The sequence below is a fragment of the Pseudonocardia ammonioxydans genome (genome assembly GCF_900115005.1).
In the GTDB taxonomy this organism is placed as follows: domain Bacteria; phylum Actinomycetota; class Actinomycetes; order Mycobacteriales; family Pseudonocardiaceae; genus Pseudonocardia; species Pseudonocardia ammonioxydans.
In genome coordinates this window covers 26,104-49,709 of record NZ_FOUY01000020.1, presented here as the reverse complement: position 1 = coordinate 49,709, position 23,606 = coordinate 26,104, and the positions used below count along the sequence as shown (strand labels likewise).

The following is a 23,606-nucleotide window of genomic DNA, read 5'->3' as shown; positions in this document are numbered from 1 at the left end:
TCGAGAAATGGCTTGGGGTTTCGAGTCCGACGAGGACGTCGAACGGGAGCTCGACTGGGTCGAGACGTTCATCCGGGAGGAGGTCGAGCCGGTCGACGACGTCGTCGAGCATGCGTGGAACCCGCGGGACCCGGTCCGCAATGCGCTGATCAAGCCGTTGCAGCAGACCGTCCGCGAGCACAATCTGTGGGCCTGCCACCTCGGCCCCGAGCTCGGCGGGAAGGGGTACGGACAGCTACGGCTGGCCCTGCTCAACGAGAAACTGGGCCGCACCCACTCCGGGCCCGTCGTGTTCGGATGTCAGGCGCCCGATTCCGGCAACGCGGAGATCCTCGCGCACTACGGCACCGAGCACCTGCGCCGCACCTACCTCGATCCCCTCGTCGCGGGCGACATCGTGTCCTGCTTCTCGATGACCGAGCCGCACGGCGGCTCGGATCCCACGGGGTTCCGGACGACCGCCCACCGGGACGGCGACGAGTGGGTCATCAACGGGGAGAAGTGGTTCTCCAGCCACGCCCTGTTCGCCGAGTTCCTCATCGTCATGGCGGTGACCGAACCGGACGCGCCGCCGCACCGGTCCATGTCGATGTTCGTCGTGCCGGCCGACTCGCCGGGCGTCGAGCGGGTCCGGGACGTCTCGGTGTGGGGGCACGAGGAACCGGTCGGAACCCACCAGTACCTGCGCTACAACGATGTCCGGGTACCGGCCGAGAACCTGCTCGGCGAGCGGGGCGCCGGGTTCGCCGTCGCCCAGACCCGACTCGGCGGCGGTCGGATCCACCACGCCATGCGCACCGTCGGGCTGGTGCAGTCCGCCTTCGACATGATGAAGCGCCGGGCCGTCTCCCGGACCAGCAAGGGCACCCGCCTCGCCGACAAGCAGCTGGTCCAGGAGATGATCGCCGACTCGTGGATCCAGATCGAGCAGTTCCGGCTGCTGGTGCTGCGGACGGCGTGGCGGATCGACCGGTACAACGACTACAAGCGGGTGCGCGCCGACATCGCCGCGGTCAAGGCCGCGATGCCCCGGGTACTCGCCGACGTCGCGGGGCGGGCGATCCAGATCCACGGCTCGCTCGGCATCTCGAAGGAGCTCCCCTTCGGCAAGTGGGTCATGGAGTCGTTCCACATGGGCCTGGCCGACGGGGCGACCGAGGTGCACAAGGTCAACCTGGCTCAGGTGTTGCTGCGCGGTACCGAACCCGATGACGGTCTGTTCCCGCCCTACATCCGTCCGACGAGACAGGCGCAGGCGCGGGAACGCTTCGCCGAGGTCCTCGCCGAGGCCGGCGATGACGGGGAGCTGCGATGACCCCCGCCCTGCTGCCCGACCCGGACGCCGCGGCGCTGGGGGAGGTGGTGCGCGAGTTCCTCGCCCGCCACGGGGACACCGACGCCGTGCTGCGCGGACAACCGGACGACGTCCCGGCGCGCAGGCGCGTCTGGCGGCGGTTCGCCGGGGAGCTGGGTGCCGCGGCGCTGGACCTGCCCGAACACCTCGGCGGCGCCGGAGCGAGCTTCCGCGAGGTCGCGGTGGTGGCCGAGGAGATGGGCCGTTCACTGTCCGGCCTGCCGTGGCTCTCGACCTCGGTCATGGCACTCGGCCTGCTCGCCGAGGCCGGCGACGAGGAGTTGCCCGCCCGTCTGGCCGGCGGCGCGGAGACGGCCGCGGTCGCGCTGCTCGACGCCCCCGCTGTCACCGACCGTACTGCCGGTCCGGTCACCGGGGAGCCGGCACCGGGCGGCGGCTGGCGGGTGACCGGCACCAAGAACCTGGTCGTCGACGGGGCCACCGCGGACGTCCTGCTGGTTGCGGCGGCGTCGCCGGACGGGCCGGTGGTGCTCGCGGTCGAGGCCGCCGCACCCGGGGTGACGGCGGCTCCCGCACGGACCCTCGACCCCACCCGCCCGCTGGCGACGCTCGGTTTCCGGGACAGCCCGGCTCGGCTGGTCACCGGGCCGGACACGGCGGGTGCGGTGCTCGAGCGGGTACGGGACCGCACCCGGGCGGCGCTGGCGTGCGAGCAGACCGGGGGGACCGCCGCGGCACTCGACATGTCGGTCCGCCACGCCGGTGACCGCATCCAGTTCGGGCGGCCGATCGGCACCTTCCAGGCGATCAAGCATCGCTGTGCGGACATGCTGGTCCGGCTCGAGGCCGCCCGATCGGCGTCGCTCTGGGCCGCCGCGTGCGCCGCCGATGACCGGGATCAGCTGCGGACGGCCGCGGCCACCGCCGCGCTCGTGTGCGGGGAGGCGTACTCCTGGGTGGCCGGTGAGAACGTCCAGGTGCACGGCGGGATCGGCTTCACCTGGGAGCACCCCGCCCATCTGCACGTGCGGCGGGCCGCCTCGAGTCGGGTGCTGCCCGAGGGTGCCCCCGGGGGTGTCGAGGACCTGCTCGACGACATCCTCGAGCCGGCGCGGGCGAGGTGACCCGAAGCCGGTTCGGGTCACTGGCTACGCTGGTGGCACCGCCTCGCGAAAGGTTGCCCGGATGAGCATCGAAGCGCTGACCGAGGCCGACGACGGTCCCCGCTCCAAGCGGCCGGCCATCCTGGCGGCGGCCGTCGAGTGTTTCGGGGAAGTCGGCTTCGAAGCCACCAAGTGGTCGCAGGTTGCCGACCGGGTCGGTATCGGCCAACCGGCCCTCTACCACTACTTCGAGTCGAAGACCCACTGTCTGCTGACCATCATGCGGCTCGGGCTGCGCAACTCGGACGATGCCTTCAGGGCGGCGGTGGCAGAGGAGGGGGCGACGCACGACGCGCTGCGCGCCGCGGTTCGGGCGGCGTTCGAGGTATCGCCTCAGGAGGTTCAGCAGAACCGCATCCTGCAGGCCAACATCGCTCTGTTGTCCGGGCGGCGTGCCTCGGAGCGCGAGGAGGCTGAGCGACAGGCGTGCCGCAAGCTCGTCGCGCGGATCGAGCGCAACTGGGCGGACCTCGTACAGCAGGGTATCGAGCGCGGAGAGTTCGCACGGCACGACCCGGTACTCATGGCACGGAGCCTGCTCGGTCTCGTCGTCAGCGTCTGGCGGTGGTACCGGCCGGACGGCTCCACGGAGCTGCCGGCCATCGCCGAGTTCATCGGCGGGTGCTGCGCCCGCATGGTCGTTTCCGGCCCCTCGGAGTAGCCGGTCGGGCACGCACTCCGTGATCCGCTGCGGCTCTTGCCCGATGGTCGGACACGATCTAGGGTCCATTAGCAGAACTGAATTCAAGTCACTCCGTCGGAGAGGACGGTTGTATGGTCATCGACGACTACTTGGCCCGCCTCGACGGGCCGAGTCCGTTGAGTGGACTCGAGCTGGTCGAGCCGGACATCGAGTTCCTGCTGGCGCTGCCGGCCGGTGAGCTCGCCGGTTCCGGGCACGACGATCTGGCCGACTACATCTCCGGCCGGCCGGACGTCGGACGCCGGCACAATGTGCTGCGCCGGTCCGTCGACGGTGATCTCGAGATGGTCTACGGCGTCATTACTGAGGGCGACGGCCGGGGTACCGGGGGGTTCGTCTCCGTCGGACTCGTGTCGGAGAACGGGCGGCTCGCCCGGTACCAGGCCTTCTTCCACCCGAGCTTCACGATGTATCCGTTGCCGGGGGTGCCCGCATGACGCCGTCGGACGGGGTACTCACCCGCTGGTTCGCCACGATGGACTCGGCCGAACCGGAGAAGATCCTCGACCTGATCGCGCCCGGGTTCCGGTTCTCGATCGTGTTCGGGACCGGAGGCGGCGCGGCGACGGACTTCGCCGGTGGCCGCACGGAGATGGAGGGCTACCTCGCCCAGCGGGAGAAGGGCTCACTGACCCATCACGTGCTGTCGCAGGCCGTAGTCGGTCGCGACGAGATGGTGCTCGGCCAGGCCCGCCGATCCGGTGTCTTCGAGTCGACGTTCGTGGCCTCGGCCCGGCTCGACCCCGAGGGGCGGGTGGCGGCACTGATGATCGGCCGGTCGCCGGAAATGGACATCGAGAAGCTCTGAGTCGGGACCTGCCGACCACTGCCGCAAGGAGGCGTCATGTTCAACCTCGCCCTGCTCGCCGCCCGGCCTCCGGAATGGACGCACGACGAGTTCATCGCCTGGTGGCGTGGTGAGCACGCCGAAGTGACCTACCCGCTCCCCGGCCTGCGTGCGTGGCGGCACACCGCTGTCACAAGCGCCCTCGAGGAGCGCTCCGAGGGATGGGACGGACTGTCGGTTCTCAGCTTCGACGACGAGAAGGCGGCTCGGGCCGCCCTCGCGAGCGAAGAGTGGAAGGCCGCGGTGCGCCACGTCGGCTCCATGCGTGGGCGGCGTCTGGCCCTGCTCGGTGACGAGCGCGAGATGTTCCGACATGCATGAGCTGATTTCCGATCTCGACCGTCGGGTCGCGGGCGACCCCGAGCAGATCGTGGCCATCGACAGCGCCGGCCCGCACACCCTGCGCTCGGTCATGACGGCCGCGGCGGAACTCGCGGACGCCCTCACCGAGGCGAGTGGCCCCAGCCCGACCGTCCTGCTCCAGGCCGAGAACACGTGGCGCACGGTCGTGTGTGCGCTGGCGGTCGGGCGGGTGCGGGGGACACTCGCGCTGTTGAACGGGCATGCCACCGGCCCGGAGTTCACGGCGGCCCGCGAGGACATCGACCCGGACGTGGTCGTCGCGGACCCGGTGCTCGCCAACGCATGGGCGATCGATGCGGTCGGGCCGATCGGGGCGCCGGTCCTGGACGGCTGGGTCCTCGCCGGACGGCCCGGATCCCGCCCGGGCCGGTGGGGCGACGGGGTGGTCATCGGTCTGACCTCCGGGTCGACCGGCCGGGCCAAGGGCGTCGTCCAGTCCGAAGCAGCCCTGCGGTACGCCTGCCGCTCGACGATCGACGCGATCGGTCTGCAGCCGGGAGACCCGATCGGCGCGATCGTGCCGCTGTCGTCCGCCGCCGCCGTGTGCTTCGGCCTGTACCTTCCGCTGTTGCTCGGCGGCCCGGCCCTGCTCGCCGAGAAGTGGAGCCCGCCCGACGCCGTCCGGATGCTGTCCGAGCACGGTGCCCGGTGGACGATGTGCGTGCCGACGATGGCCCTGCAGATGGGCATGCAGGCGCCCGAATCCGGGATGCTCTCGGCGATGACGGCGATGACCGTCGGCGGTGGCCCGATGGACCGGGGCGCACTGGCGCGAGCGGAGCAGTGGCTGGGAACGCGGATCCTGCGGGTGTTCGGGATGTCGGAGTGCCTCGGCCACACGACGTCGCGTCCGTCCGACCCGCAGGACGTCCGCCTCGGCACCGATGGTGTGCCCTTCCCGGGCACCCGACTGCGGGTCGTCGATGAGTCCGGGTCCGTCGTCCCGGCCGGGACGGCCGGGCGCGCCCAGGTCCGGGGGCCCTCGCTGTACGCCGGGTACGCCCGCTCGGGCACCGTCGGGACCCCGGACCTGACGGCCGACGGCTACCTCACGACGGGCGACCTCATGTCGATCGACGCCGAGGGCCGGGTGTCGGTGCGCGGCCGGGAAAAGGACATCATCATCCGGGGCGGCCGCAACATCGACATTCACGAGGTCGAGAGCGCCGTCGCCCGCCACCCCGCGATCGAGCAGGTCTGCGTGGTCCCGATCCCGGACGACGTGCTCGGAGAGCGGGTCGCGGTGCTGCTCGTGACCCCGCAGCGCGAGTTCGGAATGGAGGTACTGCAGGAGCACCTACGCGACGCGGGCCTGGCGAAGAACAAGTGGCCCGAGCACGTGTTCGTCGTCGATGCGCTCCCGCAGAACCGGGTCGGCAAGTTGTCCCGGCCTGACGCGACCCGGCTCGCGCGCTCGCTCGCGGTCGATCGCGAGCCGAGCCGGCGCTGAGCGCACCCCGAAGGAGGACGCCGTGAAGGAACGAGCCGCCGTCGTCTGGCCCGATCGACACACCTGGTCGGTCGAGGCGGTCGACGTGGACCCACGCGGCCAGGGCGAGGTCCTGGTACGCGTCGAGGCTGCGGGCCTGTGCCACAGCGACGCCCACCTGGCGTCGGGCGGATATGCGGGCCTGCGCCGGCCGATGGTCGGGGGGCACGAGGGCGCGGGCGTCGTCGAGGCGGTCGGCCCGGGCGTGACCCTGGTCCGGGAGGGCGACCACGTCGTGTTCGCCTTCATGCCGGCGTGCGGGGTCTGCACGGACTGCGCCTGCGGCCGGCAGCACCTCTGCGAGCTGGGCGCGGGGGTCCCGCAGGGGCTCGCCATCGCGGACGGGACCGCCCGCAGGCGGGCCCGGGGCACCGAGCTGGGGTCGTTCTGCTTCCTCGGCTCCTTCGCGACCCGCACGGTCGTGCACGAGCGCAGTGTGGTGCGGTGCGACCCCTCCCTGCCGATGGAGTCGGTCTGCCTGCTCGGCTGCGCCGGTGTGACCGGATGGGGCGCCGCGGTCAACACGGCCGCTATCCGGACAGGAGACACGGCCGTGATCGTGGGGATGGGCGGGATCGGAGCGATGGCCCTGCTCGGCGCCCGGTACGCCGGGGCCGCCCAGGTGTGGGCGGTCGACCCCGTCCCGGGCAAACGTGCGGCCGCGACCGACCTCGGTGCCGACGGAACGGCGGCGTCGATGGCCGAGCTCCTGCCGGTGCTGCGCGACGAGACGCGGGGGCGGCTGGCGGATCAGGTCGTGCTCTGTATGGGCACCGGCGACAGCTCCGCCACGGCCGACGCCATGGCACTGCTGGGGAAACAGGGACGTGCGGTCGTGGTCAACGTGCACGGAGACGCCGAGCACGAGGTCCGGATGAGCCTGCGCGACATGCAGTCCTACGAGAAGCAGCTGGTCGGCTGCCTGGCCGGATCGTGGTCGCCGCGGGAAGGCCTGCGCACGCTGCTCGACCTGTATCAGCGAGGCCGCATCCCGCTCGACCGCCTGGTCACCGCCCGCTACCCGCTGGACCGGATTCAGGACGGCTTCGCGGACCAGGCCGCCGGGCAGAACGTGCGCGGGGTCGTGCTCCCGTAACGCCCGGCCCGGTGCGTCGTCGACGACGGCCGGACCTGCGTCGCGCCGCGGAGCACTGTCAGGTCGCCCATCACCACCTGCTGGGCCGGAGCTATCAGCCCGAGACCGAACGGCAGGTCGCAATCGGGGATCGGCTCGACTGGTACAACCTCCACCGACCCCACACCGAGATCCGAGGCCGCGTACCCGCCGACCGCGTCACCCACCTCTCCGAACCACACATCTAGCCGATGGGCGCTGCCAGCTCCTCGGCAGCGGCCCGGCCCTCGGCGATCGCGTGGCTCACTCCCCGCGGCGCGACGGAGTCCCCGATCCACGTCGCGGTCCGGCCCGGGAACGGCACCTCATTCGGATGCCGGGTGCCGACCTGCACGACCACGTCGGCCGGTACCGCGTGCGCGGTTCCGTCGAGCACGGTGCGCACGTGCAGCACGCCGTCCGACCACCGGTCCGGCCCGGTCAGCGGCCGCACCTCGAGTGGCCGGCGGGTCAACCGTTCGAGCAACTGGGTCCGGGACTCCGCCGGGATGCCGCCGGCGAACCCGGTGCCGGGGGTGACGAGCGTGACCGGTAGCCCCGCCGCGAGGGCCGCCTCGACTGCACCGATCCCCGGCCAGCTGCCGAACCCGTCGTCGCAGACCGCCACGCTGTCCGCGCCGGCCAGGAGCTCCGACGGGTTGCGGAGGAACGCCTCGGCGGTGACGGCGCCGTCCAGCGACGGCGGGTTCTCCCGCGCTCCGGTCGCCCACACGATCTCGTCTGCGCCGGCCAGGTCGTCCTCTGTCGCCTCGGTGCCGAGCCGGACATCGACTCCGAGGGCTTCGAGGCGGCGCTGGTAGTAGCCCAGCAGGTCGGACCATCCGGCACGGTGCGGTGCGCTCGCGGCGATGCGCAGCTGGCCCCCGATCCGGTCCGACTGCTCCAGCACCGTGACCTCGATCCCGGACCGGGCCGCCGCGGTCACCGCGAACTCCAGCCCCGCGGGCCCGGCGCCGACGACCACGACGCGTGAGCCCTGCGGCCGGTGCCCGTTCGGTCGCCAGGGCAACGCCGGCTTCCGCGGCGAGCCCGCGGGTGCCAGGTCGGGGTTGACCGCGCACAGACCGGTCGGTTCATAGCTGCGGCAGTCCTGCAGGCAGGCGACGCACGGCCGGATGTCGTCGGAACGGCCGTCGAGGACCTTGGTGGCGAAGTCGGGGTCGGCGATGTGGGCGCGTGCCGACCCGACGAGATCGGCCGCGCCCGACTCCAGTGCCTCGGCGATGTCGGCCGGCCGTCGGAACGCGGCGCAGAGCAGCAGCGGCACGTCCAGCGTGTCCCGCAGCTCGTGTGTGCGTCCCAGCAGCGGCGGGTGGGTGGTGGCCATGTCCGGCACGTAGCGGCCGCGATCACCCCACGTCAGGTTCAGGTAGTCGAAGGGTGCTTCGGCCTGTACGTGGGTCAGCAGCTCCGCGAGTTCCTCCAGTCGCAGATGCGCCGGGCCGTCGCCTTCGACCGAGACCCGGACACCGACGACGACGTCCTCACCTGCACCGGCGCGAACGGCCTGCACGACCTGACTCAACGCGCGCGCCCGGTTGGCCGGTGCACCGCCGTAACGGTCCCGCCGGGCGTTCGCCGAGCGCGACAGGAACTGGGCCAGCAGGTACCCGTGGGCCGCGTGGATCTCGACGACCTCGAAGCCGGCGTCGGCGCAACGGCGGCTGCTGAGGCGGAAGTCCTCCGCGATCACCGTGATCTCGTCGATGCCCAGTGGTCGGGCCGGTGCGGGTTCGCGCGGGCCGGTGATCGGGCTCGGGGCCACGAACGGGAGGAAGGTTCCGGCACCGAGTGTCTCGCGCCCCAGGTGGCCCAGCTGAATTCCTGCGGCAGCGCCACCGGACCGCATGGCCGCGGCCCGGGCGGCGAGCCCGGGAGCCGCACGTTCGTTGAACGCCTCGGTCAGGATGCGGTTCCTCGGCATCGACTCCGGTGAGACCTGTGTGCCTCCCGCGACGATGAGTGCCGCACCTCCCGCGGCGAGGCGCCGCCAGTACGCCTCGTCGTGGGCGTTCGGGGCGCCGTCGGTGACCGTGGCCAGGCCGTGGGCGGACACCACGAGCCGGTTCCGCAGGGTGAGGCCCCCGATCGTCATGGGAGCTGCTGCCGGGTGCGTCGATGCCGCCGTCATGGGACGAAGCCACCAAAGTGAATTCAGTTCGCCAATGCTCGTGCAGGTTGTCGAGGGGCTCCGCCGCACCGTCCGGTACCGGTAGGAGGTGGACATACGGCCCGGCACGGTGGGACGGAAGTCCGTCAGGGCGCCGGGGCGCCGAGGTCCTCGATGGCCGCAGCGACGTCGACCGGGCTGCGCAGCACGCCGTAGCCGACGTAGCGGTCGGCGACCTCCTGCAGCTCGGCGGTCAGCTCCGGCGACAGCGGCTTGGCCGCTCGCTGGGCCCGGTCGGCCATCAGGTCGGCGACGGCGGCGGGGCGGTCGGTCAGCTTCGCGTAGATCGCCGCGTTCTCCTGCGGGTTGTCCCGGGCCCACTGCAGTGCCCGGGCGTAGCGCTCGGTGAAGTCGGCGAGCGCGGCGCGGGTGCCGGCGTCGTCGAGGGCGGCGGTGTTGGCGTTGAGGAAGGTCAGGCCGGTGCCGAGGTCGGTCGCGTCGCGCAGGATCCGGGCGCCGGACTCCTGCTCGGCGACCGCGGTGTAGGGGTCCCAGGTGGACCAGGCGTCGATCGCGCCGGAGTTCATCGCGGCGGCCGCGTCGACCGGCTGCAGGAACGAGATGTTCACCTGGTCCGCGGGTACGCCTGCCTCCTCCAGCGAGCGCAGCAGCAGGTAGTGGCCGATGCTGCCCTGGGTGGTCGGGGAGACGGTCTTCCCGCGCAGGTCGGCGACCGAGCGGATCGGGGAGTCCTTGCCGACGAGCAGGGCCAGACCGCCCTGGCTCGGCGACCGGGTCGCGGTGACGATCCTGATCCGGTCGGTGGACGACAGCGCGGTCAGCGTGGGCGCGTCCCCGGCGATGCCGGCGTCGATCGCCTCACCGCGCAGCGCCTCCAGCACCGGCGCGGCGGCCGGGAACTGCGCCCAGTCGACGGTGTACGGGGCGCCCTCGAGCACGCCGGAGGCCTCGACGAGCGCCTGCTGGATCCCGGCCTGGTCGCCGACCCGCAGCGTCACCTGCGACAGGTCGACCGGGCCGTCGGAGGACGAACCACCCGAGCAGCCGGCCAGCAGGAGGGTGAGCGCGGCGAGCAGGGGCAGCAGCAGGCGGGTCACGGGGTGGGCTCCGGATCGGTGAGCGGGGTGAGCGAGGGCAGGTTCACGACGATGCCCTCCTGGGTGCTGCGGGAGATCACGACGACCGCCGGGTTGTCGGGGTCCGGGTTCTCCTCGCGGTGCGGGACGTAGGGCGGCACGAACACGTAGTCGCCGGGCTCGGTCTGCAGCACGACCTCGCCGTCGCCGTCGTGGAAGACGAACCGCGGCCGTCCGCTGACCACGTAGATCGAGGTCTCGGCCTCGCCGTGGTGGTGGTCGCCGGAGTTCGTGGCCGGGGCGACGTGCGTCTCGCCGGTCCAGAGCTTGTGCGAGCCGACGGTGCGGCCGCTGACGGCCTCGCGCCGGGACATGCCGGAGGTCTGCGCGGTGTCGCCGGACAGCTCGGCACCGCGGATCAGGTGCACGCGGGCGTGCGCGGCGGGTCCGGCCGGGCCGGCCGGGAGGTCCGGATGGAAGGTGTCGGTCACGGTGTCGGGGCCTCCGTGGTGAGCGCGGTCAGGGTGCGGGTGGTGAGGAAGTCGGCGACGGTCCGCTCGAGGTCGGCCCACAGCGGAGCGGCCGGTCCGGTGTCGCGGACCGCGGCCAGCGACCCCTCGGTGGCGCGGACGACGTCGGCGACGGTGATCTCCGCGGCCGGGCGGGCCAGCCGGTAGCCGCCCTCGCAGCCGCGACGGCTGGTCACCAGCCCGGCGCGGCGCAGCTGCAACATGACGTTGACCAGCGAGTTCAGCGGGACCCCACGCGCGCGGGAGATCGCCTCGCAGGTCACCGGCCCGTCGCCGGAGGCGACCAGCTCGGCGAGCCCGCGCATGGCGTGGTCGAGCCGGGCCGAGACCTGCAGCGGCGCGGCGCGGCGCCCGGAGGCCGGTGCAGCCGGGGCCGGTTCGACGAACCGGGCGCCCTTGGCCACCCGCTCCAGGAACTGCACCAGCCGGGCGGCGACGATCCGGTGGAACTGGTCGTTGAGCACGTCGTGCACCCCGTCGGCGACGACGGCGAGGTCGTCGGTGCCGCGGGCCAGCGCGCGCACCGCCGCGACCGGGGCGATCGGGTCGGCGTCGCCGTGCAGCCACAGCACCGGCAGGTCGGGCAGTGTGTCCGGGAGTGCGGGGCCCGGGGGAGCGGGGACCGGGTCGGCGAGCTCGCCCCAGCGGAAGTCGGGGTCCGCCTCGAGCACGCCGCGGTGGATCGGGCAGGCGGTGCGCGCGTCGAGCTCCGCGACGTGGTCGCCGGGAGCGGGCCCGGTCGGGGCGTCGCCTGCCGGGAGCCCGGCCAGCACCACCGCATCGGCCCGCACCGACCCCGACGCGACGAGGTCGAGCACACGCAGCGCCCCGGTGTCCGAGCCGAGCAGCACCCGGGCACCGGTCGCGTCGTCGAGGGCCGAGTTCACCGCGGCGGCGGCCGGGTCGGTCACGCCGGTGACGGGCCCGGCTCCGCCGGGGGTGCCGGCTGCCGGAACCGGGGTGTCGGCAGCGGGGGCCGGACCTCCGCCCGCCGGGGCAGGGAGATCCCCCGCCGGGCCGGGACCGTCGATCGCGGTGGGTCCGTCGGGGCCCGGTCCGGTCGGACGTGTCCCGCCCGTGCCGAGGGCGGCTGCGACCGGCCCGGCCGGCCCCGGCCCGGCGAGGTCCGGCACCGAGACGGTCCAGCCGTCGAAGGACAGGCGCCGCCCCAGCCGGGCGTAGACCCCGGGGTGCTCGCCCCGTCCGGGCAGCACCACGACGGTGCCGCGCGAGGTGCCCTCCGGAGTCCAGACCGTCGGTGCGGCGGGAGCGGGGGCGCTCATGCCGGCACCCCCGCCGCAACGGCCGCCGTGCCGCGGCGGGCCAGCTCGGCGCGCACCGCGGGCAGCAGCTCCCGGCCGTACCGCTCGGCGTCGGCGATCGGGTCGTACCCCCGGATCAGCAGCGTCGTGACGCCGATGTCGACGTAGTCGGCCAGCGCCGCGGCGACCGTGTCCGGGGTGCCGACCAGCGCCGTGGAGTTCCCGGCCGCACCGGAGGCGGCGGCGGTCGCGGTCCACAGGCAGCGGTCGTGCACCTCGCCGGCCTCCGCGGCGGCGAGCAGCCGCTGCGAGCCGACGTTGGCCGGCGCACCGGCCTCCCGCATCCGGGTGCCGGTGAAGGACCCGTGGCCGCCCTTCGCGGCGACGATCCGGTCGCGGATCGCGTGGGCCCGGGCCCAGGCCTGCTCCTCGGTGTCGGCGAGGATCGGGCGGAACGACACGCTGATCCGCGGCAGCTCGCTGCGCCCGGCGGCCCGGGCGGCGTCGTGCACGCGGGTGATCTGCTCGCGGGTTCCGGCGAGCGGCTCGCCCCACAGCGCGAACACGTCCGCGTGCCGGCCGCCGACCCGGTAGGCGGCGTCCGAGGACCCGCCGAAGTAGACCGGGATCGGCGCGAGCGGGCGGATCTCCTGGCGGACGCCCGCGACCCGGTAGTGCTCGCCGTGGTGGTCGAAGGCCTCCGGGGCGGCCCAGGCCCGGCGCAGCACCGACAGGTACTCGTCGGTGCGGGTGTAGCGCTGCTCCTTGTCCAGCCAGTCGCCGTCGCGGCGCTGGTCGGTGTCGCTGCCGCCGGAGATGACGTGCATCGCGACCCGGCCGCCGCCCGAGAAGTGGTCCAGGGTCGCGTACTGGCGGGCGGCCAGCGTGGGCGCGGTGAACCCCGGCCGGTGCGCGACCAGGAACCCGAGCCGCTCGGAGTGCGCGGCGCCGTACGCCGCGACCTGCAGGCCGTCCGGTGTGGACGACGAGTGTCCGACCAGGACCTTGTCGAAACCGGCGGCCTCGTGGGCGGTGACGAACCGGCGCACGGTGCTGCGGTCGATCACCGGGCCGGTGGCCGGGCGGATCTCGGAGACCTCCTGGGTCCCGATCATGCCGATGAACTCGACGGGCATCGTTGCTCCTCGGTGTCAGTGCACACCCAGGCGGCCGAGCAGCTCGGCGCGCAGGTGCTGGAAGTCGGGATCGGTGACCTCGCGCGGGCGGTCCAGGTCGACGGGGGCGTCGTGGGCGATGCGCCCGCCGTCCATGACCAGGACGCGGTCGGCGAGCACGAGCGCCTCCTCGACGTCGTGGGTCACCAGCAGCACCGCGCAGCCGTGCCGCTGCCACAGCTCGTCGACCAGCCCGCGGGCGGTGATCCGGGTGAGCGCGTCGAGCGCGGAGAACGGCTCGTCGAGCAGCAGCAGGTCGGGTTCGCGGACCAGGGCCCGGGCCAGCGCGGCGCGCTGCGCCTCGCCACCGGAGAGCACCTTCGGCCACACGTCGCTGCGGTGCGACAGGCCGACCTCCTCCAGCGCCGCCTCGGCCCGGGCCCGGTCGGGCCGGCCCGGGAGGCCCATGACGACGTTGCGCCACACCTTCCGCCACGGCAGCAGCCGCGGCGCCTGGAAGCCGACCGCGCGCCGCCGCGCGACGGTGACCTCGCCGGTCACGTCGTGGTCGAGGTCGGCGAGGATCCGCAGCAGCGTCGACTTGCCGCAGCCGGACGCACCGAGCAGCGCCACGAACTGGCCCGGCTCGATGTCGAGGTCGAGATCGGAGAGCACGGTGCGGTCGCCGAAGCGGCGGCTGAGGCCGCGGACCGAGACGGGGTTCACCGCCCGCTGAACGCCGGTCGCCATGACAGGAACCCCCTCTCCAGCAGTCGCACGATGCCGTCACCGAGCAGGCCGAGCAGTGCGTAGAGTGCGAGGCACACGACGATCACGTCGGTCTGGAAGAACTCCCGCGCGGTGTTCATCTCGTAGCCGATGCCCGAGGTCGCGTTGATCGTCTCGCCGAAGACGAGCGCCAGCCACGCCGTGCCGAGCGAGTAGCGCAGCCCGACCAGGAACTGGGGCATCGCCGACGGGAGGATCACGTGCCGGACCTGGCCGAACCAGCCGAGCCCGAGGGTGCGGGCCGCCTCGACCAGCGTGGCGTCGACGTTGCGGATGCCGCCGAAGAGGTTCATGTAGAGCGGGAAGGTCACCGCCAGCGCGATCAGGACGATCTTCGGTTCCTCGCCGATGCCGAACCAGATGATCAGCAGCGGGATCAGGCCGATCACCGGCACCGTGCGCAGCATCTGGACCGGGGCGTCGATCACGTCCTCGCCCCGGCGGAACAGGCCCGACAGGGTGGCGAGCACGACGGCGGTGACCAGCCCGATCGCGATCCCGGCCACGACGCGCAACAGGGAGACGCCGACGGCGCTCTGCACCGTCCCCTCGGCCCACATGTCCGCGGCGGTGGTGAGGACCGTGGCGGGCGAGGCGAGCACGTCGCGCGGCAGCAGGCCGGTGCTCGAGAGCACCTGCCACAGCGCGACGAGCACGACCGGCGACGCCGTCTTCACCAGCCAGCGCGGTACCCGGTCCGGGCCGCGCTCGCGGACGGTCCGGAGTGTCTCGACGGCGGGCGGCGCCTGGGCGCGGGCCCGCTCGCTGGTCGTGGTCATGGGGGCTCCCTGCGAGGGTGGACAGGACGAACCGGCACCGTGACCGTCCACAGCGGACCGGAGGTGCGCGCGGTGTGGACGGCGGTGCGGTGCGGGGTGGACGGCGGAGCGCATCGGTGGTGCGCGTCCGGTGGAGCACCCGCGAGAGCGCGGGGCGGGTGGGCGGTGCTGCGGCTACCGCGGAGAGCCCGGACACAGCGCCGACGCGACCCGCTGGAGGTCGATGTGCCCCCGCGTCGTCAGCAGCGTGGTCCCGGTCATGACGATGACGCTAGCCGCACCGGGCCGGAAACCCAACCCTCGGTGTTGGGATTGCCCTCACTGTCCCGGCCGGTGGACCCCGGAGCGGGTGTCCGGACAGCGGGGGCGTCCGGCGGTGTCGCGTTCCTGCTGCTCGGGACGGGGAGCGCGGCGCGGGTCACGGAGCGCCCCGACGGGTTGACAGAAGCCTGCCCGATCTCCGTACAGTCGGTGACGCACCATCCGGAGCGGCCGAGAGACCCGGTTCGACGACGCCGCAGCAACCCCCCGCAGTACGCGGGTGCGGGTGCTCCCGCCGGGGACGATGGAGGAGTCATGCGGTCGACGGGGGAGCAGGTGCGCGCCGCGCACCACCCGCGCTACCGGCGTCATGTGGATCTGCTGCGGGTCGCCGGCGCGGCCTGTCCGGCCTGACCCGAGCATCCCGCGCGACCTCCGGTCGCGTTCGCGCGACGGACCGTCCGGTCGTCGCGGCCCCCTCTCGTCCCACGCCCCGGCGTGAAGGAAGCGACCCCTCGTGTCTCCAAACGACCAATCCACACAGGATCGGACAGCGCCCTCGTCGTTGCACCTCGCGGTGGCCCTCGACGGTGCCGGCTGGCACCCCGCGGCCTGGCGTGAGCCCGGTGCCCGGCCCGGTGAGCTGTTCGGCGCCCGCTACTGGGCCGACCTGGCGCACACCGCCGAGCGCGGGCTGCTCGACCTGCTCACCATCGAGGACGCGTTCGGTCTGCAGTCCGGCGACCACCTCACCGGATCGCAGCGCCGCACCGACCGCGTGCAGGGCCGGTTCGACGCGTCCCTGGTCGCGGCGTTCCTGGCCCCGCTGACGTCGCGGATCGGGCTGGTCCCGACCGTCACCACCACGCACACCGAGCCGTTCCACGTGGCCTCGGCGCTGTCCACGCTGGACCACGACTCGCACGGCCGGGCCGGCTGGCGGGTCCAGACCTCGATCCGCGCGGACGAGGCGGCGCACGTCGGACGCCGCGTGATTCCCGGCGTCCGGCGCTCCGAGCTGGACACCGCGCGAGGGCGCGCGCTGGTCGCCGAGCTGTTCGGCGAGGCCACGGACGCGGTCGAGGTCGTGCGCAGGCTCTGGGACTCCTGGGAGGACGGCGCAGAGATCCGGGACGCGGCCACCGGCCGGTTCGTCGACCGGGACGCGCTGCACCACGTCGACTTCGAGGGCCGCTACTTCTCCGTCCGCGGCCCGTCGATCGTGCCCCGGCCGCCGCAGGGCCAGCCGCTGGTCACCTCGCTCGCGCACGGGTACGCGCCGTCGCTGCTGGCGGCCCGGGTCGGCGACGTCGTGTTCACCACCCCGCACGACGCCGACGACGCCGCCCGCATCGTCACCCAGGTCCGCACCGCCGAGCGGGCTGCCGGGCGCACCGCACCGCCGCTGCGCATCCTCGGTGATCTGGTCGTCGTCCTGGGCGACACCGATGCCGAGGCGCGGGACCGGCTGGCGCGGCTCGACGCCCGCGACCCGCTCTCCAGCGACGCCGCTGTCCTCGCGACCACACCGTCCGGACTCGCCGACACGCTGCTCGCCTGGCGCGGAGCCGGCCTCGACGGGTACCGGCTGCGCCCCGCCGTGCTGCCCACCGACCTCGACGCGATCGTCGACGGCCTGGTCCCCGAGCTGCAGCGCCGCGGCGCGTTCCGCACCGGCTACACCGAGACCACCCTGCGCGAACGCTTCGGGCTGCCCCGCCCGGCCAGCCGCTACGCCGCAGGAGCCGACCCCGCGCTCGTCCCCGCCCCGACCCCCACCGGAGCCACCGCATGAGCAGGACCGACCGGAAGCAGATCGTGCTGGGCGCCTACTTCCCGGGCGTCAACCACGACACCGTCTGGAGCGACCCCGCCTCCGGCAGCCACATCGCCTGGGAGTCGTTCGAGCACTGGGCGCGCACCGCCGAGCGCGGGAAGCTCGACCTGCTCTTCCTGGCGGAGGGGCTGCGCCTGCGCACCCGCGGCGGGGAGGTCTTCGACCAGGATGTCGTGGGCCGCCCGGACACGTTCACCGTGCTCGCCGCGCTCGCCGCCGTCACCGAGCACATCGGACTCGCCGGGACGATCAACTCGACGTTCAACGAGCCCTACGAGCTGGCTCGCAAGTTCGCCACCCTCGACACGCTCTCCGGCGGGCGGGCCGCCTGGAACGTCGTCACCAGCTCGGACGTCCCGACCGGGGAGAACTTCCGCCGCGGTGGCTTCCTCGGCCACCACCAGCGCTACGAGCGGGCCGGGGAGACCCTGACCGCGGTGCGGGCGCTCTGGGACTCGTGGGGGTCGGATGCGGTCGTGGCCGATCCGGCGTCGGGACGGTTCCTGCGCGACGGCCACGTCGGCGACTTCGCCGTCTCGGGCCACCAGTTCGACATCGCCGGGCGGTTCAGCGTCCCGCGCAGCCCGCAGGGGCACCCGGTGATCCTGCAGGCCGGGGAGTCCCCGGCCGGGCGCGACTTCGCCGCCGCGCACTCGGACGCGATCTTCTCCCGTTACCAGCGCTTCGAGGAGGCCCGCGCCTTCCACGACGACGTCAAGGCCCGGGTCCGCGCCGCCGGCCGCAACCCGGACGAGGTCCGGATCCTGCCCAGCGCCGGCGTCGTGCTCGGTGACACCGAGGACGAGGCCCGCGAGCGGCACGCCGACATCCACGACCGGCAGGTCGACCCGTGGACGGCGATTGTGCTCGCCGAGATGGTGTGGAACCGGGACCTGTCGGCGTTCGACCCGGACGGTCCGCTGCCCGATGTCGACCCGACCCCCGACGCTCCGAAGTGGATCGAAGGCCGGGCGCCGCTGACCCAGGACGCGCACGCCACCGTCGCCGCCTGGCGCGAGCTGGCGGGCAACCGCGGCTGGTCGCTGCGGGAGACGGTCAAGCACGTGTTCGACCGGGCCGTGTTCGTCGGGACCCCCGAGCGCGTCGCCGACGAGATCGACCGCTATGTGCAGGCCGACGCCTGCGACGGGTTCATCCTCGGCTCGCACGTCAGCCCGTCCGGGTTGGACGAGGTCGTCGACCGGGTCGTGCCGATCCTGCAGGAGCGCGGGGTGTTCCGGAACGACTACGGCGGCGGGACGCTGCGCGAGAACCTCGGCCTGGCGCACCCGTCCCGGTTCGGGCAGCGGCGCCGGCCGGCGGTGGCGTCGTGAGCAGGCTGCTGCGGTTCCTGCCCGCGGGGCGCGGCGCCGTGCTCCTCGCAGCGACCGCCCTGACCCTGACCGCCTGCGGCTCCGGGGCCGGCGGGGCGCAGGCCGACGCCGGGCCGCCCCGCCCGGGCGGCACGCTCGTCGTCGCCGTCTCCTCCGACCAGGGCTGCGCCGACCCGCAGCAGGTGACGAGCAACGACTCGATCTACGCGCTGCGCCAGGTCGTCGACTCGCTGACCGACCAGGACCCGGACACCGGCGAGATCGTGCCCTGGCTGGCCACCTCGTGGTCGTCGAACGCCGACGCGACGGCGTGGACGTTCACCCTGCGCCCCGGTGCGACGTTCTCCGACGGAGTCCCGGTCGACGCGGCGGCGGTGAAGGCGAACTTCGACCGGGTGCCGGAGCTCGGCGCCCGGGGGAGCCTGCCCAAGGGCTATCTGGCCGGATATGCCGGCACCGACGTCGCCGGGCCGACCGAGTTCACCGTCCGGTTCGACGAGCCCAACGTGCAGTTCCTGCAGGGCACCTCGACCCACAGCCTCGGGCTGCTGTCCCCGGACAGCGCCGCGGCCTCCGATGACGAGCGCTGCGCCGGGGTGATCGGCTCCGGGCCGTTCACCCTGGAACGCTACGTCACCGACGACGTCACCGTGCTCGCGAAGCGGCCCGGCTACGACTGGGGTTCGGCGCTGTTCACCCACCCCGGCGAGGCGTACCTCGACCGCGCCGAGTTCCGCGTGGTCCCCGAGTCCGGGGTGCGGGCGGGCAGCCTGCAGGCCGGCGAGATCGACGCCATCGCCTCGGTCGGCCAGCAGGACGAGGCCCCGCTCATCGCCGCGGGCGCCGAGCTGCCGGCCCGGGCCAACCCCGGCATCCCGTTCGGGATCACGTTCAACCACGACACCCCGCTCGGTGCGGACCCCGCGGTGCGCGAGGCCCTCGCGCGCGGCATCGACCGCGACGAGCTCGTGGCCGCGGTGTATCCCTCGCAGACCCGGCCGGCGACCAGCGCGCTGGCGTCGACCACCCCGTCCCACGCCGACCAGACCGGGCACCTCGGCCACGACCCGGCCCGCGCCACCGCCGTGCTGGACGCCGCGGGCTGGCTGCCCGGGCCGGACGGGATCCGGGCGAAGGGCGGGCAGCGGCTCACCGTGCCGCTGAACTTCGCGCAGAACATCGCGACCACCAAGCCGGCGCTGGAACTGGTGCAGCAGCAGCTGCGCCGGATCGGTGTCGATCTGCAGCTCGTCGAACGGCAGATCTCGGAGACCGCGGTGATCCAGCAGAAGGGCGACTTCGTCGCGCTCTGGGCGAACCTCACCCGCGCCGACCCGGACATCCTGCGCTCGAGCTACTGGTCCGGCGGGAACAACTTCTACCGGTTCCCGGCCGGCGGCCCGCTCGACGACGCGCTCGTCGCCCAGGCCGCCGCCGTCGACCCCGCCGAGCGGACGCGGCAGGCCGGCGAGGCCCAGCGGTTGCTCGCCGCGGGACACCACCAGATCCCGGTGGTCGAGCTGACCACGGTCCTCGGGGTCGGGCCCACGGCGCACGACGTCGCCTTCGACGCGTCGTCGCGGATCCAGCTGCACGACGCCTGGAAGTCGGAGTGAGGGAAGCCGGAGTGAGGGAAGCCGGAGTGAGGGAAGCCGGAGTGAGGGTGGTGGACCGGTGAGCCTGCCGTACCTGCTGCGCCGCCTGGGCCTGGCGGTCGCCGTGCTGTGGGCGGCGTGGACGGTCTCGTTCGTCGTGCTCTACCTGCTGCCCGGCGACCCGGTGGCGACGATGGCCGCCGCCGGGGACGGTGAGCAGCCGAGCCCGGCCGAGCTGGACGCGCTGCGTGCCCGCTACGGCCTGGACCAGCCGCTGATCGTGCAGTACGGCACCAAGCTGTGGGCTGCGCTGCAGGGCGACCTGGGCATCTCGTTCGCGACCGGCGAGCCCGTGCGGTCCGCGATCGGCGCCGCGCTCCCGCCCACCCTGCAGATCGCCGGCGCCGGCCTGCTGGTCGCGGTCACCGGTGGCACGGCGGTCGCACTGGCCGCCACCGGTAGCCGCCACGCGTGGCTGCGCCAGGCGCTGGGGGCGGTGCCCTCGCTCGCAGTGTCGCTGCCGGTGTTCTGGGTCGGGCTGATGCTGGTGCAGCTGTTCTCCTTCCGGCTCGGCTGGCTGCCCGCGGTCGGGGCCCGCGGGCCGGGGTCGCTGGTCCTGCCCGCGATCGCGCTCGGGCTCCCGACCGGCGCGCTGATCGCCCAGGTGCTCGCCGCGAGCCTCACCCGTTCGCTGCAGTCGCCGTTCGTGACCACCGCCCGGGCCAAGGGAGTCGGGGAGGCGGCGGTACTGCTGCGGCACGCGCTGGGCACCGCCACCCTGCCCGCGCTGACGGTCCTGGGCACTGTCGTCGGGAACCTGGTGGCCGGGTCGGTGGTCGTCGAGACCGTCTTCACCCGGCCCGGGCTGGGACGGCTCACCGTCGCCTCGGTCGGGGTGCAGGACATCCCGGTCGTGCAGGGGGTCGTGCTGTTCGCCGCGCTGGCGTTCGTCGTGGTCAACCTGCTCGTCGACCTCGCCTACCCGCTGCTCGACCCGCGGATCACCGTCTCCGGAGGTGCCCGATGACCACGCTGCACCCGCCACCGGAGCTGCGCGACCGCACTCCACCCGACCCGGCCGGTACCGGCTCGGCCGGCCGCGAGGGGCCGCGCCGGGCCGGGCGGTCCGGTGGTGGCGCCCGGCTCGGCCGGTTCCTGCGCCGCCGTCCCGGGCTGGTGGCCGCCGTCGTGGTCGTCGTGCTGGTGCTGACCGCCGCGTTCGTCCCGGCGCTGCTCGCACCGGGCGACCCGGCCGTCGGGGACACCGCGCAGCGGATGCTGCCGCCCGGCCCGGGCCACTGGTTCGGCACCGACCACCTCGGCCGCGACGTGTGGACCCGGGTGGTGCACGGTGCGGCGCTGTCGCTGCAGGCCACCGTGCTCGCGGTGGCCGTCGCGCTCGTCGTGGGCGGGCTGGTCGGGCTCGCGGCCGGGTACGCCGGCGGCCGGCTGGACGAGCTCCTGATGCGCGGGGTCGACGTGCTGCTCGCGATCCCGGCGATCCTGCTGTCGCTGGCGCTGATCACCGCGCTCGGCTTCGGGACGGTGAAGGTGGCGATCGCGGTCGGCATCGCCGGGGTGGCGAGCTTCGCGCGGGTGACGCGGGCCGAGACGCTGCGGGTGCGCCGCTCGCTCTACGTCGAGGCCGCCCGCGCGGTCGGCACCCGCCGGCTCACCACGCTGTGGCGGCACGTCCTGCCGAACGCCGCCGGGCCGGTCACCGCGCTCGCCGTGCTCGAGTTCGGGCTGGCGATCCTCGCCGTGTCCGCCCTGTCGTTCCTCGGCTACGGCGCCCCGCCGCCCGCGTCGGAGTGGGGCTCGCTGGTCGCCGACGGCCGCAACTACCTGGCCGTGGCCTGGTGGATCTGCGCGATGCCCGGCCTGGTGATCGCGGCGACCGTGCTGTCGGTCAACCGCATCTCCCGTGCCCTGGACGGCGAGTGGGGGCGGTCGGTGTGAGCGCGCTGCTGACGGTGCGGGACCTGGCGGTGAGCTACCGCGGGACCGGCGGGCCGGTGCAGGCCGTGCGCGGGGTCGACCTCGACGTCGCGCCGGGGGAGGTCGTGGCCCTGGTCGGCGAGTCCGGGTCGGGCAAGTCGACCCTCGCCCAGGCCGTGATCGGGCTGCTGCCCGAGGGCGGGAGCGTCACCGGCGGTAGCGCCGTGCTCGACGGCACCGAGCTGACCGGGCTGTCCGGACGGGCACTGCGCACCGTGCGCGGGGCCCGGATCGGGCTCGTGCCGCAGGACCCCGGCGTCGGGCTCAACCCGGTGCAGAAGATCGGCACCCAGGTCGGCGAGGTGCTGCGCACGCACGGGCTCGCCGACCGGCGCTCGGCGCCCGCCCGCGCCGTGGAGTTGCTGGAGCAGGCCGGGCTGCCGGACCCGGGGACCCGGGCCGGGCAGTACCCGCACGAGCTGTCCGGCGGGATGCGCCAGCGGGTGCTCATCGCGATCGCGATCGCCGCCGGCCCGGCGCTGGTGATCGCCGACGAGCCGACCAGCGCGCTCGACGCCACCGTCGCCCGCCGGATCCTCGACCACCTCGACACGCTGCGCCGCGAGCTCGGCACCGCGCTGCTGCTGATCACCCACGACCTGGCGGTCGCCACCGACCGGGCCGACCGGGTCGTCGTCCTGCGGCACGGGCGGGTCGTCGAGCAGGGCACACCCGCCGAGCTGCTCGCCGGTGCCCGCGACCCCTACACCCGCGAGCTCCTCGACGCCGCGCCCGGGCTCGCCGTGACCGCACCGCGGGACCGGCCCGCCGTCGACGGTTCCGGCACGCCGGTCGCCGAGGTGCGGGACCTGGTGAAGGACTTCCCGCTGCCCCGGGCCCGGGGAGAATGGACCCGTGGCACCCACCGCGCCGTGGACGGGGTGTCGTTCACCGTCGCCCGCGGCGAGACGCTCGCCCTGGTCGGCGAGTCCGGATCGGGCAAGTCGACGACGGCCCGGCTGCTGCTGCGCCTGGAGGACCCCACCTCCGGGCAGGTGCTGATCGGCGGCGAGGACGTCACGGCGGTCCGCGGGGAGGCGTGGCGGCGGCTGCGCCGACGGGCCCAGCTGATCTACCAGAACCCGTACGCGTCGCTGGACCCGCGGTTCCGGATCCGCGAGGTCGTCACCGAGCCGCTGCGCGCGTTCTCCGTCGGCACCGCCCGCGAGCGCGACGCCCGGGCCGCGGAGCTCCTCGACCGGGTGGCGCTGCCGTCGTCGGTGCTGGACCGGCGGCCGGCGGAGCTCTCCGGCGGGCAGCGGCAGCGGGTCGCGATCGCCCGCGCACTCGCGCTGTCCCCGGACCTGGTGGTCTGCGACGAGCCGGTGTCCGCGCTCGACGTGTCGGTGCAGGCCCGGGTGCTGGAGCTGCTCGCCGAGCTGCAGGACCGCGACGGCCTGTCGTATGTGTTCATCTCGCACGACCTGGCCGTCGTCCGCCGGGTCGCGCACCGTACCGGCGTCCTGCGGGACGGTCGGCTGCGTGAGCTGCGGCCGACCGCGGAGCTGTTCACCGACCCGCGGGACGACCACACCAGAGAGCTGCTCGCTGCGGTCGCCGGTAGACGGGCGGGAGTGGTGACATGACCCGCACCGTCCTGTCCCGGCGGCGTGTCGTCGACCACGGGCTCACGCACGCGTCACTCTGTCGGCCGTGACCCGTTCCCGTCCATCGACCCTGTGACCACGGGAGAGCACCATGACCGGTCCCACCGATCCCGGTACCCGGCTGCTCGACGGCCTCGAGGACCTCGTCCGGCGCCATCGCGCCCTCCGGACCGAGGACTCCGAGGGGCTGCACGTCGAGCTGATCACCGCCGAGGTCGCCCAGCACCTGGCGGTGGCGCGTACCGCGCTGCGCCGCCGGACGCCGGCGGCCTGAGCC

Annotated in this window: 24 protein-coding genes; 16 read left to right on the top strand and 8 right to left on the bottom strand. The window is 74.0% G+C overall.

Annotation, left to right across the window (positions count from 1 at the left end):
* Positions 1–7 precede the first annotated feature (7 nt).
* The 8 genes from BM093_RS19250 to BM093_RS19215 all read left to right on the top strand — a co-directional run bounded on the left by BM093_RS19250 (position 8) and on the right by BM093_RS19215 (position 6,976).
* On the top strand, positions 8–1,315 hold the full coding sequence (locus BM093_RS19250; RefSeq protein ID WP_093346076.1) for an acyl-CoA dehydrogenase family protein: 1,308 nt from the start codon (positions 8–10) through the stop codon (positions 1,313–1,315).
* Complete coding sequence (locus tag BM093_RS19245; RefSeq protein WP_093346072.1) at positions 1,312–2,439, top strand: acyl-CoA dehydrogenase family protein; 1,128 nt, start codon at positions 1,312–1,314, stop codon at positions 2,437–2,439. Before BM093_RS19250 ends, BM093_RS19245 begins: the two co-directional genes overlap by 4 nt.
* Before the next feature lie 61 nt (positions 2,440–2,500).
* Positions 2,501–3,139: a TetR/AcrR family transcriptional regulator gene (locus BM093_RS19240; protein WP_093346067.1), complete on the top strand. Its 639-nt coding sequence runs from the start codon at positions 2,501–2,503 to the stop codon at positions 3,137–3,139.
* Positions 3,140–3,252: 113 nt separating this feature from the next.
* Complete coding sequence (locus BM093_RS19235) at positions 3,253–3,618, top strand: hypothetical protein (protein WP_093346063.1); 366 nt, start codon at positions 3,253–3,255, stop codon at positions 3,616–3,618.
* Positions 3,615–3,989: a hypothetical protein gene (locus BM093_RS19230; RefSeq protein ID WP_093346057.1), complete on the top strand. Its 375-nt coding sequence runs from the start codon at positions 3,615–3,617 to the stop codon at positions 3,987–3,989. The genes BM093_RS19235 and BM093_RS19230 overlap by 4 nt, the downstream gene beginning before the upstream one ends.
* Positions 3,990–4,025: 36 nt before the next feature.
* The gene (locus BM093_RS19225) at positions 4,026–4,349 is read left to right on the top strand and encodes an EthD family reductase (RefSeq protein ID WP_093346053.1); all 324 of its coding nucleotides are present in this window, start codon (positions 4,026–4,028) and stop codon (positions 4,347–4,349) included.
* On the top strand, positions 4,342–5,841 hold the full coding sequence (locus BM093_RS19220; protein WP_093346048.1) for a class I adenylate-forming enzyme family protein: 1,500 nt from the start codon (positions 4,342–4,344) through the stop codon (positions 5,839–5,841). Before BM093_RS19225 ends, BM093_RS19220 begins: the two co-directional genes overlap by 8 nt.
* Before the next feature lie 22 nt (positions 5,842–5,863).
* Positions 5,864–6,976 (top strand): alcohol dehydrogenase catalytic domain-containing protein, encoded by a 1,113-nt coding sequence (locus tag BM093_RS19215; RefSeq protein WP_177238579.1) that lies wholly within the window; start codon positions 5,864–5,866, stop codon positions 6,974–6,976.
* Between the two features lie 223 nt (positions 6,977–7,199).
* Here the strand turns inward: BM093_RS19215 and BM093_RS19205 are convergent, their stop codons facing one another.
* The 8 genes from BM093_RS19205 to BM093_RS38370 all read right to left on the bottom strand — a co-directional run bounded on the left by BM093_RS19205 (position 7,200) and on the right by BM093_RS38370 (position 14,958).
* Positions 7,200–9,110 carry an oxidoreductase gene (locus BM093_RS19205; protein WP_218162833.1) on the bottom strand — a complete coding sequence of 637 codons (1,911 nt, stop codon included), beginning with the start codon at positions 9,108–9,110 and terminating at the stop codon, positions 7,200–7,202.
* A gap of 161 nt (positions 9,111–9,271) precedes the next feature.
* Entirely contained in the window at positions 9,272–10,243 is a 972-nt protein-coding gene (locus BM093_RS19200; RefSeq protein WP_093346031.1) for an ABC transporter substrate-binding protein, read from the bottom strand.
* Positions 10,240–10,650 carry a cupin domain-containing protein gene (locus BM093_RS19195; RefSeq protein ID WP_245773650.1) on the bottom strand — a complete coding sequence of 137 codons (411 nt, stop codon included), beginning with the start codon at positions 10,648–10,650 and terminating at the stop codon, positions 10,240–10,242. The genes BM093_RS19200 and BM093_RS19195 overlap by 4 nt, the downstream gene beginning before the upstream one ends.
* Before the next feature lie 59 nt (positions 10,651–10,709).
* Positions 10,710–12,035 (bottom strand): Rrf2 family transcriptional regulator, encoded by a 1,326-nt coding sequence (locus tag BM093_RS37420; RefSeq protein WP_093346027.1) that lies wholly within the window; start codon positions 12,033–12,035, stop codon positions 10,710–10,712.
* Positions 12,032–13,150, bottom strand: coding sequence for an LLM class flavin-dependent oxidoreductase (locus BM093_RS19185; RefSeq protein ID WP_093346023.1), 1,119 nt, complete (start codon positions 13,148–13,150; stop codon positions 12,032–12,034). The genes BM093_RS37420 and BM093_RS19185 overlap by 4 nt, the downstream gene beginning before the upstream one ends.
* A gap of 15 nt (positions 13,151–13,165) precedes the next feature.
* Positions 13,166–13,879, bottom strand: a complete 714-nt coding sequence (locus BM093_RS19180) for an ABC transporter ATP-binding protein (RefSeq protein WP_093346020.1) — start codon at positions 13,877–13,879, stop codon at positions 13,166–13,168.
* On the bottom strand, positions 13,852–14,697 hold the full coding sequence (locus BM093_RS19175) for an ABC transporter permease (RefSeq protein WP_093346017.1): 846 nt from the start codon (positions 14,695–14,697) through the stop codon (positions 13,852–13,854). Before BM093_RS19175 ends, BM093_RS19180 begins: the two co-directional genes overlap by 28 nt.
* A gap of 174 nt (positions 14,698–14,871) precedes the next feature.
* Entirely contained in the window at positions 14,872–14,958 is an 87-nt protein-coding gene (locus tag BM093_RS38370) for a putative leader peptide (protein ID WP_425439180.1), read from the bottom strand.
* Positions 14,959–15,273: 315 nt separating this feature from the next.
* Here BM093_RS38370 and BM093_RS38205 point away from each other — a divergent pair, with 315 nt between their 5' ends.
* The 8 genes from BM093_RS38205 (at position 15,274) to BM093_RS19140 (ending at position 23,603) form a co-directional block, all read left to right on the top strand.
* A complete protein-coding gene (locus BM093_RS38205) occupies positions 15,274–15,372 on the top strand; it encodes a putative leader peptide (RefSeq protein WP_342743023.1) in 99 nt (32 codons plus the stop codon).
* A 151-nt stretch (positions 15,373–15,523) separates the two neighbouring features.
* On the top strand, positions 15,524–16,753 hold the full coding sequence (locus tag BM093_RS19170) for an LLM class flavin-dependent oxidoreductase (protein ID WP_093346013.1): 1,230 nt from the start codon (positions 15,524–15,526) through the stop codon (positions 16,751–16,753).
* Positions 16,750–18,129, top strand: coding sequence for an NtaA/DmoA family FMN-dependent monooxygenase (locus BM093_RS19165; protein WP_093346009.1), 1,380 nt, complete (start codon positions 16,750–16,752; stop codon positions 18,127–18,129). The genes BM093_RS19170 and BM093_RS19165 overlap by 4 nt, the downstream gene beginning before the upstream one ends.
* Entirely contained in the window at positions 18,126–19,745 is a 1,620-nt protein-coding gene (locus tag BM093_RS19160; protein ID WP_245773640.1) for an ABC transporter substrate-binding protein, read from the top strand. The genes BM093_RS19165 and BM093_RS19160 overlap by 4 nt, the downstream gene beginning before the upstream one ends.
* Before the next feature lie 58 nt (positions 19,746–19,803).
* Positions 19,804–20,751: an ABC transporter permease gene (locus BM093_RS19155; protein WP_342743022.1), complete on the top strand. Its 948-nt coding sequence runs from the start codon at positions 19,804–19,806 to the stop codon at positions 20,749–20,751.
* Entirely contained in the window at positions 20,748–21,683 is a 936-nt protein-coding gene (locus BM093_RS19150) for an ABC transporter permease (RefSeq protein ID WP_093346006.1), read from the top strand. The genes BM093_RS19155 and BM093_RS19150 overlap by 4 nt, the downstream gene beginning before the upstream one ends.
* Positions 21,680–23,308: a dipeptide ABC transporter ATP-binding protein gene (locus BM093_RS19145; protein WP_218162832.1), complete on the top strand. Its 1,629-nt coding sequence runs from the start codon at positions 21,680–21,682 to the stop codon at positions 23,306–23,308. The genes BM093_RS19150 and BM093_RS19145 overlap by 4 nt, the downstream gene beginning before the upstream one ends.
* 112 nt (positions 23,309–23,420) lie before the next feature.
* Complete coding sequence (locus tag BM093_RS19140; RefSeq protein ID WP_093346000.1) at positions 23,421–23,603, top strand: hypothetical protein; 183 nt, start codon at positions 23,421–23,423, stop codon at positions 23,601–23,603.
* The last annotated feature ends 3 nt before the right edge of the window (positions 23,604–23,606 follow it).